We start from the raw sequence: 12,117 nt of genomic DNA on the forward strand, positions 1-12,117 counted from the left end.
ATGGGGGGGCAGGGCTACACTGAAACCTCCCGACCGATACCGCCCGCGCACATTGCCCGCCAAGTCCCGTTCTCCCCTCGACATCCTTCTCGATGACATCACCGGCTGCCACGCCTGCGACTTGCCGTGCGGACCGCGCCCGGTCGTGCGGGCAGCCGCCAGCGCGCGCCTGCTGATCGTCGGCCAGGCGCCCGGGCGCCGCGTGCATGAAACCGGCATCCCATGGAACGACCCGTCGGGCGACCAGCTCCGCACCTGGCTGGACATGACGCGTGACGCGTTCTACGACGCCAGCCGCGTGGCGATCGTGCCGATGGGCTTCTGCTACCCCGGCAAGGGTGCCAGCGGCGACCTGCCGCCGCGGCCCGAATGCGCGCCCCTGTGGCACGCCCGGTTGCTGGCGACCATGCCACATATCAGGCTCACGCTCCTGGTCGGCCGCTACGCCCAGGCGTACTACCTCAGGGGCCATGCCAGGCCGACGCTGACCGACACGGTTGCCGCTTACGCCGACTACCTGCCCGATTTCCTGCCTTTGCCGCATCCTAGCCCGCGCAACCGGCTCTGGCTGCGTCGCAACCCGTGGTTCGAGGCAGACGTTGTGCCGCGGCTACGGCAGCAGGTGGCCACGGCGCTGGCGGACTAAACGCCGCATCCGGCACCGGTGTAAACCCGGAATCCGGCTAATCGGCCTTGCCTCAATAATTCATGATGATAAACTTGAATTCACAGACATGAATTATAGGCCTTGGGCCGCACGCGACATGCCGAAATCCCCCGTCTATTTCGTTTCCACTGCGGACACCCCGGGCTACCATCCGGCCAACCACACCGGCACCCTCAACCGCCGGCTGATTTCCCCCGAGACTGTCGGCGCGCGCCACCTCGAAGTCCTGCACGGCACGATCGAGAAGGGCAAGGGCGCGCTGCCGCACGCGCACCCGGGCATCGAGCAGGTCTGCTACGTGCTGGAAGGCCGCGCCATTGCCGAGGTCGGCGGCCAGAGCAAGGAACTGGGGCCGGGCGACTGCTGCTACTTTCCGCCGGACACCATGCACGTGTTCACCGTGGTGAGCGACGAGCCGGCCAAGATCCTCGTGATCTATTCCCCGCCTTACGAAGAATCCCCGGAGCGCGTCGTGCGGCCCGCGTAGCGCCGCCGCCCAGCTTCCGATTCCCAATTCCCCCGTCCGACAGCCGGCGCCACAGACCGGCACTGACACGCTGAAACAGGAGACCAGCATCGTGAAGTTCGCAAAACAGGCTTTGCTCACCCTGGCGGTGGGCTGTGGTGCCGCCATGGCCATGATTTCCCCGGCGGGCGCGGCGGAACCTTATCCGTCCAAGCCGATCCGGCTGGTGGTGCCGTTCGCCGCGGGCAGCGGCACCGACGCGGTGGCGCGCCTGACGGCCAAATACCTCGGTGAATCGCTCAAGCAGCCGGTGGTCGTGGACAACCGGCCCGGCGCCAACGGCACCATCGCGGCCGAGTTCGTGGCCAAGGCGCCGGCTGATGGCTACACGCTGTTCATGACCACCAACACCACGCATTCGGCCAACCCGTCGCTGATGAAGCAGCTGCGCTACGACCCGGTGAAGGATTTCACGCCGGTCTCGCGCATGGGCAACCTGCCGTTCATGCTGGTGGTCAGCCCGTCGCTGCCGGTCAAGACGCTGCCGGAATTCATTGCCTACGCCAAGGCGCACCCGGGCATGTCCTATGCGAGCGGCAACAGCACCGGCATCGTGGCCGGCGCCACGCTGTCGAAAATGGCCGGGCTGAAGATGCTGCACGTCCCCTACAAGAGCACGCCTCCGGCGATGACGGATGTGATCGGCGGCCAGGTGCAGGTCATGTTCGTCGATTTTGCCGCTGGCATCGCCAACGTCAAGGCCGGCAAGCTGCGCGCGCTGGCGGTGACCACCGCGCAGCGCAGCGCGCTGCTGCCGGACCTGCCGCCGCTGGCCAGCCAGCCTGAGCTCAAGGGATTCGATATCACCTCCTGGAACGGCATCTTTGCGCCGGCTGGCACGCCAGCGCCGGTGGTCGAGCGCCTGAACCATGAACTGGTGGCCATTGCCTCCAGCAAGCAGTACGCCCCGCAGTTCCACGCATTCGGCTTCGAACCGTTCGGCAGCACGCCGGCCGAGCTCGGCCAGTTCGTCGTGGCCGAACTGCAGAAGTGGTCGCGGCTGGTGAAGGACGCCGGCATCGAGGCTGAATAAAAAAGTACGAGGAACACCGACATGAATTTCGATCTCTCCGCCGAACAGCAGTCGATCGTCGAAGCCGTGCAGCAGGTCTGCGCACAGTTCGACATGGAGTACTGGAACAAGCTGGACGTCTCTCACACCTATCCGCACGAGTTCTACAAGACCCTGTGCGAAGGCGGCTGGCTGGGCGTGGCCATGCCGGAGCAGTACGGCGGCGCTGGGCTGGGCATCCTGGAAGCGGCGCTGGTCATGCAGACCATCTCCGAGTCCGGCGCCGGCATGAGCGGCGCTTCGGCCGTGCACATGAACGTGTTCGGCCTGAACCCGGTCGTGGTGTTCGGCACCGACGAGCAGAAGGCGCGCTTCCTGCCGCCGCTGATCGCCGGCAAGGAGAAGGCCTGCTTCGGCGTGACCGAGCCCGACGCGGGCCTCGATACCACCAAGCTCAAGACCTACGCGCGCAAGGTGGAGGGCGGCTATTCGGTGACGGGCCGCAAGATCTGGATCTCGACCGCGCAGGTGGCCGACCGCATGCTGCTGCTGGCGCGCACCACGCCGCTGGAATCGGTGAAGAAGCCGACCGAAGGGCTGTCGCTGTTCTACACGAAGGTGGACCGCAGCAAGATCGAGATCCGCGAGATCGATAAGATGGGCCGCTCGGCCGTCGATACCAATATGCTGTTCATCGACGACCTGTTCATCCCCGAAGAAGACCGCATCGGCGAGGAAGGGCGCGGCTTCGAGTACATCCTGCATGGCCTGAACCCGGAACGCATCCTGATCGCCGCCGAGGCCATCGGCCTGGGCCGCGCGGCGCTGGCCATTGCGACGCAGTATGCGAAGGAGCGCGTGGTGTTCGGCCGGCCCATCGGCATGAACCAGGGCGTGCAGCATCCGCTCGCGCAGGCGTGGATGCAGCTTGAAGCGGCCAACCTGATGATGCTCAAGGCCGCCGCGCGCTACGACGCGGGCGAGTCCTGCGGCGCCGAGGCCAACACCGCCAAGTACCTGGCGGCCGAAGCGGGCCACAATGCCTGCCAGACCGCGATCCTGACGCTGGGCGGCATGGGCTACTCGCGCGAGTACCGCGTCGAGCGGCTGCTGCGCGAGTCGTATATCCCGCGTATTGCGCCGGTGAGCCCGCAGCTCATTATGTGCTTCATTGCCGAGCGCGTGCTGGGCCTGCCCAAGTCGTACTGAGCGGGAGGCCACGATGACGATGCAGAACGCGGCAGCAACCCCGAGGGCCACCGGGCCGCTGGCAGGCGTGCGCGTAGTGGATATGACCTCGGTCGGGATGGGGCCGTACGCGACGCAGATCCTCGCCGACATGGGTGCCGAGGTGATCAAGGTGGAGGCGCCTGCCGGCGACGTCTTCCGGCATGCCGAGCCCGCGCTGCACGCGGGCATGGGCGCCACCTTCCTCAACCTGAACCGCAACAAGCAGTTCCTGGTGCTCGACGTGAAGCGCGCGGACGACCTGGCGCGGCTCAAGGACCTGATTGCCGGCGCCGACGTGTTCATCTCCAACGTTCGCCCGCAGTCGCTGCGCAAGCTGGGGCTGGACTACGAGTCGCTGCGCGCGTCCAACCCGCGCCTGATCTACTGCGGTGCCTACGGCTACTCGGAAACGGGGCCGTACGCCGGCATGCCCGCGTTCGACGACATCATCCAGGCACGCAGCGGCCTGGCGCAGTTCCAGGGCGCCAACAGCACCGAGGGTCCGCAGTACGTCAACACTATCCTGGCCGACAAGGTCGCCGGCCTGACGGTGGCCTATGCCATCCCGATGGCGCTGTACGAGCGCGAGCGCTCGGGGCAGGGCCAGGCCATCGAGGTGCCGATGTTCGAGACGCTGGTGTCGTTCCTTGCGGCGGAACAGCTTGCCGGGCATACGTTCGTGCCCGAGCAGGGCGCATGCGGCTACCCGCGCGTGATGTCGCCGCACCGCAAGCCTTACCGCACGCTGGACGGCTATATTGCGCTGCTGCCATACACCACGCCGCAATGGGCGCGCTTCTTCGCGCTGTCCGGTCATGCGGAACTTGCGGAAGATCCGCGCTATATCGACCCGGCGGCGCGCAGTGCCAATATCGACGAGCTGTATGCCACGCTGGCCGATATCGTCAGCCGCAAGACCACGGCGCAGTGGCTCGCGCTGCTGGCCGATGCCGACATCCCGCACAGCGAGGTGCCGGCATTCGAAGACGTGGTGCAGGACCCGCACCTGCGCGCCACAGGCATGGTGTTCGAGTACGAGCATCCGACCGAAGGGCGCCTGCGCGGCATCGGCATCCCGACGCGCTTCTCGCGCACGCCCGGCAATATCCGCACATGGGCGCAGGCGCTGCCGTCGCCGGACGACGCATGAAGACGCGTACAATCCGCGCACGGCAAGGCTGAAGGAACAGGGAGATGGCGGAATCCGAGACGGGCGACAAGGCAGGGCAGGCCAGCGTGAAGACGGCACTGCGCGTGATCGAGATCATGGAGATCTACGCGCGCGAAGGCCGTTCGCTCACGCTGACGGAACTGGCAAAGCTGCTCGGCGCGCCGATGTCGAGTTGCCTCGGCCTGATCCGCACGCTGGCGTCGCTCGGCTATCTCTACGAGACCGGGCGGCGGCAGGGCTATTACCCGACCAGCCGGCTGCTCAATATCGCCCAGCGCATCTCGCGCAATGACCCGTTGCTGGAGCGCGTGCAGCCCGTGCTCGAAGCGCTGCGCGATGCCACCGGGGAAACCGTCATCTTCGGCAAGCTGCAGGATGACGGACGCGTGCTGTACCTGGAAGTGCGGGAGTCCCAGAACCCCGTGCGCTATATCGCCACGCCGGGCGAACTGCGCGACGTGCATATCAACTCGATCGGCCGCGCGATTCTTGGCGCCATGCCGGAAGAGGCGCGCGACGCAGCGCTGGCGAAGGTCTCGTTCCGGCCCCGCACCGAGCGCACCGTGGCCTCGCGTGCAGCGCTGGAGCAGGGCATCGCGCAGTGGCAGCAGCAAGGCTGGTATCCGAACTTCGGCGAGTCGTTTCCCGACCTGGGTGCGATCGCCGTGCCAGTGGACATCGGCGGGGTGGTGTATGGGATGTCCGTGGCCGGGCCGATCCATCGCGTCGAATCCAGCGTGGGGCCGATCGTCGACGCGCTGCGCAGCGGACAGGCTTCACTGAGGGGATAGGCCGGCGCCTGGGAGCCGGCTACACGCGGTCGCGGGCAACGCTTGACTGTGGAGAATGGTCGTTCTACTATACCTCCTATAGAGAACGATCATTCTCGCGTGAGCGAAAGACCATGCCCGAAGATACCGAAGATCTCTCCGCGCAGTTCAGGCTGCTCGAAGCCACCGAGCAGCTCATCTATTCGGGTGGCATACACGCCACTGGCATGGATGCCATCGTCAAGGCGTCTGGGGTGGCCCGCAAGAGCATCTACCGGCTCTATCCGACCAAGGAAGCGCTGGTCTCAGCAGCGCTCAAAAACCGCGACGAGCGCTGGATGGCGTGGTTCATGCGCTCGACACCGCCTACGGGTGAAGCGCTTGCCCGCGTGATGTCGATCTTTCCAGCATTGCGGCAATGGTTCGAGTCTGACGGCTTCCATGGTTGCGCTTTCATCAACGCGGCGGGCGAGACAGAGGATCCGCAAAGCGAAATCCGCGCCGTTTCCAGGTTCCACAAGCAGCGCCTGCTGGCCTACCTCAATGAACTGACGCAGGCCTGTGGCTTGCCGGATCCCGGCGAAACCGCGCGGCAGCTACTCGTACTGATCGACGGCGCGACTGCCGTAGCGATGGTCAGCGGCGATGCCAGCGCCGCCGACAGCGCCGGCAGGGCCGCGGCCGTGCTGCTCGAATCTTCCCGGTCCGTCAACGGACCGTCTTCGTCCCACCATTGAGGTGCTCCCCATGACATCCAACTCCGAAATCCGTCCGCCGCTTCCGCCGTTCACGCGCGAAACCGCCATCGAGAAAGTCCGCCTGGCCGAAGACGGCTGGAATACGCGCGATGCCGCGAAAGTCTCGCTGGCCTACAGCCTGGATACTCGCTGGCGCAACCGCGCCGAGTTCGCCAATAACCGCGAGGAGGCACGCGGTTTCCTGGAGCGGAAATGGAAGAAGGAGCTCGACTACCGCCTGATCAAGGAGCTGTGGGCCTTCGGCGGCAACCGCATCGCCGTGCGCTATGCCTACGAATGGCACGATGACTCGGGCAACTGGTTCCGCTCCTACGGCAACGAGAACTGGGAGTTCGGCGAGGACGGACTGATGATCAACCGGTACGCCAGCATCAACGACATGCCGATCAGGGAGGCGGATCGCAAGTTCCACTGGCCGCTTGGCCGTCGTCCGGACGAGCATCCGGGGCTGTCGGAGCTGGGGCTCTGACGGCAACTGGAAGAGTGCCCCGGCGTGCAGGCCGGGGCGGGGAGACTGCGTCGCCTGATGCGCTGCCGGTTGAAGTCTGGACTGGCGCGGACTGGCTTTAAGGCTCGCGCATCGCCGACCGGAATGCCGGATCGGTCAGCAGCGTGCCCACCAGCTTGCGATAGAGCGCCTCATACTGGCCCGCGGCCTGCGGGATAGCCGACACGCCCATGAAAGGCGAATCCCACTTTGCGCTGACACCGAGTTGCTTGTCATAGCGGACCGTGCCGGCGCGCGTGACGACGAACCTTGCGCCGAGCGATGCGGTACCCTCGCCTACGGGGGCATTCACCTCGCTGTCCGACAGGACGCCCGTCACCACTGTTCTGGCCTTGGGATCCAATAACCCTGCGGAAGCCAGCTCCACGCGCAAGGTTTCCCGCAAATACTGCGCGAGAGAACCGTCAACGGGCGAGCGCAACGCATTGCTTCGGATGCTGACGCCACGGTCCATGCCAGAGCCTTTCGCGTCGTCGGCGACGAACCGCCCGACGTCGACAGGCGCGAAGCCGGCGCCACGCATGACGGTGGCGTTTTCCACCGTTGCCTTCGGTTGCCCCATCTGCATTTCTGCACAGCCGGCCAGTTGCAGCAAGCCGGCGAGGAGGGCCACCAGAACGGTCAGGCGGACGGGGCGCCCGGCAATGGCGACGTCAGTGGAACGACGCGTCATCCGACAGTTCCTTCAGCGCGTTGCTCAGTACATCGCGCGTCATCTGGTGGACCGCCGCCGCGATGCTTTCGGACTTGACTGCGCCGGGGGGAGGGTTCGCATTGCCGACCGTGGTGTGGATCGCGTGGCGCGCTGTCTTGACGATTGCTGCCGACTGACCGGCCGGAAGATAGCTGACTGTGCAGACATAGCCATCGGACACTGCGCTGCCTGCTAGTCCGAATGTCAGCCCGGTGACGAAGCCCTTGCTGGCGGCGTCGTCGGTCAGGGGAATGTTGTTGAGTGTCACGCTGAGCAGGGAAGCCCCAGGCGTCGGCTCGGTGGCGACCTTCGAGAACAGCCCGCTTTCCGCCACCTGCTTCGTGACATCTTCCTTAAGGAAGTTGGTGGCCCGGGCGTTGGGCGCGCCTTTCGACTGGAACTCGAAGGCGAGCTGGACCGGCCTGGGTTGCTCGGGCTTCTTCATGCTCGCTGCGGGGATTTCCTTGGTCGCCGTATCGACATAGCTGGTGGCACAGCCGGACAGCAGCGCGGCGCCGGATATTGCCAGGGCGAGGGAAATTCGACGAACAACGGACCGACCAGAGTGGTTTCCTGAACTGTTTTGCATGGCTCTTCTTTTGTTTTGAGGGATTCCTACGCCGGCTGGCCGGTTCCCGATGCGGGCTTTCCCATGCATCGCTCCCTGACGTCAGCCGTCGTTAAGAGACTATCGGCCGGGTGGGCCGGGAGCTGACCCCACTGAGGCAGGGGGGCAAAGCAACGGTGAAACGGCGATTCCAGGCAATCTGGGGAAACCCGATATTGAGAACAATTCCCGTTTAACGGTACGATCTCGCCATCGCCCGTCACGGGCTTCCTGTCGGAGACTCCCATGCTCAAGATCATCGCCTTCGCCGCCGCCGCTGCGGTTTCTACCGGTGCACTCGCCAGTGCCAAGTGCGTGTCTCATCCAAAATCCGAATGGATGACGGAAGCCGACGCCCGGGCCAAGATCGAGGCGCAGGGCTATGTCATCAAGAAGTTCAAGGTGGATGGCAACTGCTACGAGATCTACGGCACGACCAAGGACGGCAAGAAGGCGGAGATCTACTTCGACACCAAGACCCTGGATATCGTGAAGTCCGAGATTGGGAAATAAGGTCCTCTCCCTCATCGGTTCCGCCATGCAGGACAAGGCTTCGTTCCGAGTCTGGGACCTGGTCGTCCGTGTCACGCACTGGAGCGTGGCGGTCCTGGTCTTGTGGGACCTGATCGAGGATTCCGGCGGCCGCCTGCACCGCGCGCTTGGCTATGTGGCCGCCGGTCTCGTGCTATTGCGCATGCTCTGGGGTTTTGTCGGCAGCGAGCATGCACGCTTCCGTGCGTGGGTGCCGCAGCCGGCTGGCGTGCTGGCCTACAGCAAGGCCTTGGTGCAGCGCCGCGCGCCGCGCTTCCTCAGCCACACGCCGCTTGGCGCGGTCATGATGCTGCTGATGTGGGCATTGATCCTGGCGCTGGCAGTCACCGGATGGATGTCGCGGCTCGATGCCCTGTGGGGCGAAGACTGGCCGATCGACATCCATGGCGCGCTCGCGGACATGCTGACCGCGCTGATCATCGTCCACGTGCTTGCCGCCGTGGTGTTCAGCGTGACCGGCAAGGAAAACCTGGTGCTGGCGATGCTGACGGGGCGCAAGCGCCGGAACCCCGACGCTTAGCATCCAGCGGTCAGGCGCCTTCCTTCATCGTCTCCTGCGCCGCTTCATACTGCCCCAGGCAAGCCTTGCCATTGAGCAACGAGCGCTTCAGCAGTGCCTGCTGCGCCGTTCCGAGATTAGCCGCCTGTCCGCGCCATGCGGCGAGCGGCGGCTCCTGCAGCGCGCGTCCGTAGGAGAAGCTCAGCGGCCACGGCAACGGGCCGAGCCGGTTCATGGCATCGAGGTTCGCGGTCGCCTGTTCGGGAGTCTGTCCGCCTGACAGGAAGAAGATGCCGGGCACCGCCGCCGGCACCGTGCGCTTGAGCACGCGCACGGTCTCGCTGGCCACGTCCTGCACGGATCCCTGCTGCGCGCACTTCTTGCCGGCGATCACCATGCTCGGCTTGAGCACCATGTGTTCGAAGACCACGCCATAGCGATGCAGCGCATGGAACACCGCATGCAGCACGCGTTCGGTCACGGCCGCGCAGCGCGCCATGCTGTGGTCGCCGTCCATCAGGACTTCAGGCTCGACGATCGGCACGATCGCCGCTGCCTGGCAGATCGCCGCATACGCGGCCAGCACCTGCGCGTTGGCCTGCACGGCAAGCGCGCCGGGCAAGGTGTCCGAAACATTGATCACCGCACGCCATTTGGCGAAGCGTGCGCCCTGCTGGCGGTAGCCCTCCAGCCGCCTCGGCAATCCATCCAGCCCTTCCGTGATCTCGTCGCCCGGCGCATTCACGAGCGGCACCTTGCCCTTGTCGACCTTGATGCCGGGCACGATCCCCTGGCGCGCGCAAAGCTCGGGCAGCGGCGTGCCGTCGTCGGCGCGCTGGCCCAGCGTTTCCTCATACAGGATCACGCCGCTGATATGCGCGCCAAGCCCTGGCGTCGACAACAGCAGGCTGCGCCATGCACGGCGGTTTTCTTCATTCGACTCCACGCCGATGGTGGCGAAGCGCTTGGCAATGGTGGGGCCGCTTTCGTCGGCGGCGAGCAATCCCTTGCCCGGCTGCACCATGGCCTTCACCGTGGCCTGCAGTTCGCTTGCGGTATCCATAGCTTCTCCGGTTCTCCAGCTGTCCTGTCACGGCGCGCGCCCAAAGGCTTCGCGCAGCTTGCCCTTGGCACGCTGGAGTACGTCCAGCTGCGTCTTCGGCAGGTTGCGGCCCGCGCGGTTGATGTAGAAATTGAGCATCGACATGGCCGACTGGAACGCCGTGCCCTTGCGCCGGCGGCTGTGTTCGGCAGAGCGCTTCAGCGAAGCGGCGATTTCCTTCGGGTCGGTGCGCTTGAAGGTGTCGGGTTCCAGGTCGAGCGCGTCACTGTGTTCACCGACCTGCTTTGACCAGCGGCGCGCATGGCGGCCATGGCGGCGCTGCTTGCTGGACTGTCGTGTGGATCTGGCTGCGGCCACTGTGCATCCCCGAAACGGCTGCTCTCTATCCCAGACTAGGCGATTCCAGGTGCAATGTGGGTGCCAGGGGCGCTCCTTTGCGTGGGAGCGGTTACATCAGGGCGGGGCATCACAAGGCGGCCCGATGTCGCTGCCCCGCTTGATGCCCCGCTTGATGCCCCGCTTGAGCCCGCAGCCGGATACGGCGTGGCCTTAGCCCATGATCAGGCTGGCTACGAGCGTCTTCTGATCCCTGCTGAACTTGCGGGTAGCTTCGGCGAGGTCGGCGCTGACGCTGGCCATGGCGGCCGTCAGCCCGTCAACCTCGGTGCGCAGCGCCTCGATGCGCATGCGGCGCTGCTCGGGGTTGCCGGTCGTGCTGTTGCTGAGCTCCTGCAATTCCTGGACCTTCTGCTCAAGCTTCTCGCGCAGTTCGCGCAGCCGCTTGACCAGCTTCTTGACGTTGTCGGGCAGGTTGCTGTTGTCGATTTCGCTGTCCTTGGCGGCTGCCTCCTTCGCCGCGCGTCCGGAACCCAGGATGCTCCCGGGCATGGAGATCCGGACGTCGGCACCGGGCCGCGCCGTGGCGCTACCCGGCGTATCGGCAGCCGCGTCCGCTGCCATGGCGGGAGTATCCGCAGAGGAGGGGACGGGCGGGCTTGCCGTGGCGGATTCGATCAGGCTCATGGTGATGCTCCAGTTGAGGGACTGCTTGCGATTTGCTGCACGCCACGCCGGGGGCAACGTACGTACGAGGCTGGGGAACGGAATATGCGGGGGATGCCAGCGTTATCGGCACAGGATTGCCAGCTTTAAATCACATCGACGGGATATTGCGGTACCGCAAAGTCCTCCGTGCGGCGGAAATATTCCGTTACACACTCCGCGGGCGGCCCGTCAACAGTACGCTGCCGGTCGACGTTTTCAGGAGCAACGCGCAACCTCGCGCGTCCTTCCGGAGACTGACAATGAAGAAAGTCCTTGCCATCCTGACCCTGGGCCTGTTTGCCGCTGGTGCATTTGCGCAAGCGCCGGCTGCCGCGCCGGAGTCGAAGGAGCCTGCCAAGGTGGAGAAGAGCAACCACAAGGAGAAGACCCACGCTCACAAGCACGCGAAGAAGCCTGCCGCCGACAAGACGGCGCAATAAGTGCCGGGCTGATGGGTTTGCCGTGCGGCGCAGCCTCGGCAGGAGGCTCCGCCGCTTTTTTTCGGTTCTTCACCGGATTGCGGGAATGGGGGAGGGGGGCGTGTTTGGCAGGCGCGGCTGTTTCGCCGGCGTAGCCGGCGACTTACTCTTTTGTCCGAGCGACAAAAGAGTAAGCAGAAAAGCGCGTCGCCTGGCGGCTGGCCATCAACGATGCGCTTTTTGTGTTCAAGCGGCTTTGGTCTCGCGATGCTTGGGTGCCCGTTCGAGCCTGCTACGCATAGTGATTCAGAACCAGTGCCTGCGATAACCGGCTCTTGTACGATCCCCATGTAGGGCTCGGGTACAGCGTTCCAACGAGGTCAGTGGTGGGACGCCTTCGGCTGCGCTGCGCGCACGTCCTAGTCGGTATGCGACGGGCATCGTCGTCGCCCGTGCCAACGGTTCGGTTTCTCTGCTTCGCTGTGGCGCGGTTTGCCTGCGGCCTCGGTGCTCAGACTAGGGCTCTGCGCGTAGCGCAGCCGAAGGCGATTACACGATGTCGATAGCAGCAGGGACCACGGACAGTTTCGGGGCTCG

16 protein-coding genes are annotated in these 12,117 nt (G+C 65.3%); 11 read left to right on the forward strand and 5 right to left on the reverse strand.

Going from position 1 to position 12,117, the window contains the following annotated elements:
- Window positions 1-52 precede the first annotated feature (52 nt).
- The 8 genes from AC3FNH_RS15740 (at window position 53) to AC3FNH_RS15775 (ending at window position 6,603) form a co-directional block, all read left to right on the forward strand.
- The gene (locus tag AC3FNH_RS15740; RefSeq protein WP_488720690.1) at window positions 53-646 is read left to right on the forward strand and encodes a uracil-DNA glycosylase family protein; all 594 of its coding nucleotides are present in this window, start codon (window positions 53-55) and stop codon (window positions 644-646) included.
- Window positions 647-764: 118 nt separating this feature from the next.
- On the forward strand, window positions 765-1,154 hold the full coding sequence (locus tag AC3FNH_RS15745; RefSeq protein WP_276101822.1) for a cupin domain-containing protein: 390 nt from the start codon (window positions 765-767) through the stop codon (window positions 1,152-1,154).
- 91 nt (window positions 1,155-1,245) lie between these two features.
- On the forward strand, window positions 1,246-2,226 hold the full coding sequence (locus AC3FNH_RS15750; protein WP_276101821.1) for a Bug family tripartite tricarboxylate transporter substrate binding protein: 981 nt from the start codon (window positions 1,246-1,248) through the stop codon (window positions 2,224-2,226).
- Between the two features lie 21 nt (window positions 2,227-2,247).
- A complete protein-coding gene (locus AC3FNH_RS15755; protein ID WP_488720691.1) occupies window positions 2,248-3,414 on the forward strand; it encodes an acyl-CoA dehydrogenase family protein in 1,167 nt (388 codons plus the stop codon).
- A gap of 13 nt (window positions 3,415-3,427) precedes the next feature.
- Complete coding sequence (locus tag AC3FNH_RS15760) at window positions 3,428-4,585, forward strand: CaiB/BaiF CoA transferase family protein (protein WP_276101819.1); 1,158 nt, start codon at window positions 3,428-3,430, stop codon at window positions 4,583-4,585.
- Window positions 4,586-4,629: 44 nt separating this feature from the next.
- Window positions 4,630-5,397, forward strand: a complete 768-nt coding sequence (locus tag AC3FNH_RS15765; RefSeq protein WP_488720692.1) for an IclR family transcriptional regulator — start codon at window positions 4,630-4,632, stop codon at window positions 5,395-5,397.
- 113 nt (window positions 5,398-5,510) lie between these two features.
- Window positions 5,511-6,113: a TetR/AcrR family transcriptional regulator gene (locus AC3FNH_RS15770; protein ID WP_488720693.1), complete on the forward strand. Its 603-nt coding sequence runs from the start codon at window positions 5,511-5,513 to the stop codon at window positions 6,111-6,113.
- A gap of 10 nt (window positions 6,114-6,123) precedes the next feature.
- A complete protein-coding gene (locus AC3FNH_RS15775; protein ID WP_276101815.1) occupies window positions 6,124-6,603 on the forward strand; it encodes a nuclear transport factor 2 family protein in 480 nt (159 codons plus the stop codon).
- A 97-nt stretch (window positions 6,604-6,700) separates the two neighbouring features.
- Here the strand turns inward: AC3FNH_RS15775 and AC3FNH_RS15780 are convergent, their stop codons facing one another.
- Together AC3FNH_RS15780 and AC3FNH_RS15785 are read right to left on the reverse strand one after the other, a co-directional pair.
- Window positions 6,701-7,315, reverse strand: coding sequence for a hypothetical protein (locus AC3FNH_RS15780; protein ID WP_488720694.1), 615 nt, complete (start codon window positions 7,313-7,315; stop codon window positions 6,701-6,703).
- Complete coding sequence (locus tag AC3FNH_RS15785) at window positions 7,296-7,781, reverse strand: hypothetical protein (RefSeq protein WP_488720695.1); 486 nt, start codon at window positions 7,779-7,781, stop codon at window positions 7,296-7,298. Before AC3FNH_RS15785 ends, AC3FNH_RS15780 begins: the two co-directional genes overlap by 20 nt.
- Before the next feature lie 408 nt (window positions 7,782-8,189).
- Between AC3FNH_RS15785 and AC3FNH_RS15790 the strand changes: the two genes are divergently transcribed.
- Complete coding sequence (locus tag AC3FNH_RS15790) at window positions 8,190-8,456, forward strand: PepSY domain-containing protein (RefSeq protein ID WP_488720696.1); 267 nt, start codon at window positions 8,190-8,192, stop codon at window positions 8,454-8,456.
- Window positions 8,457-8,481: 25 nt separating this feature from the next.
- Window positions 8,482-9,015: a cytochrome b/b6 domain-containing protein gene (locus tag AC3FNH_RS15795; RefSeq protein ID WP_488720781.1), complete on the forward strand. Its 534-nt coding sequence runs from the start codon at window positions 8,482-8,484 to the stop codon at window positions 9,013-9,015.
- A gap of 10 nt (window positions 9,016-9,025) precedes the next feature.
- Here the strand turns inward: AC3FNH_RS15795 and AC3FNH_RS15800 are convergent, their stop codons facing one another.
- The 3 genes from AC3FNH_RS15800 to AC3FNH_RS15810 all read right to left on the reverse strand — a co-directional run bounded on the left by AC3FNH_RS15800 (window position 9,026) and on the right by AC3FNH_RS15810 (window position 11,080).
- Window positions 9,026-10,057 (reverse strand): class I fructose-bisphosphate aldolase, encoded by a 1,032-nt coding sequence (locus tag AC3FNH_RS15800; protein WP_488720697.1) that lies wholly within the window; start codon window positions 10,055-10,057, stop codon window positions 9,026-9,028.
- 27 nt (window positions 10,058-10,084) lie between these two features.
- Entirely contained in the window at window positions 10,085-10,414 is a 330-nt protein-coding gene (locus tag AC3FNH_RS15805) for a DUF3175 domain-containing protein (protein WP_488720698.1), read from the reverse strand.
- Between the two features lie 192 nt (window positions 10,415-10,606).
- The gene (locus AC3FNH_RS15810; protein ID WP_488720699.1) at window positions 10,607-11,080 is read right to left on the reverse strand and encodes a hypothetical protein; all 474 of its coding nucleotides are present in this window, start codon (window positions 11,078-11,080) and stop codon (window positions 10,607-10,609) included.
- A 281-nt stretch (window positions 11,081-11,361) separates the two neighbouring features.
- On the opposite strand from AC3FNH_RS15810, the gene AC3FNH_RS15815 reads away from it, so the two are divergent.
- Complete coding sequence (locus tag AC3FNH_RS15815; RefSeq protein WP_276101807.1) at window positions 11,362-11,541, forward strand: hypothetical protein; 180 nt, start codon at window positions 11,362-11,364, stop codon at window positions 11,539-11,541.
- Window positions 11,542-12,117: the final 576 nt, after the last annotated feature.

The sequence above is a fragment of the Cupriavidus sp. 22TCCZM01-5 genome (assembly GCF_057798915.1).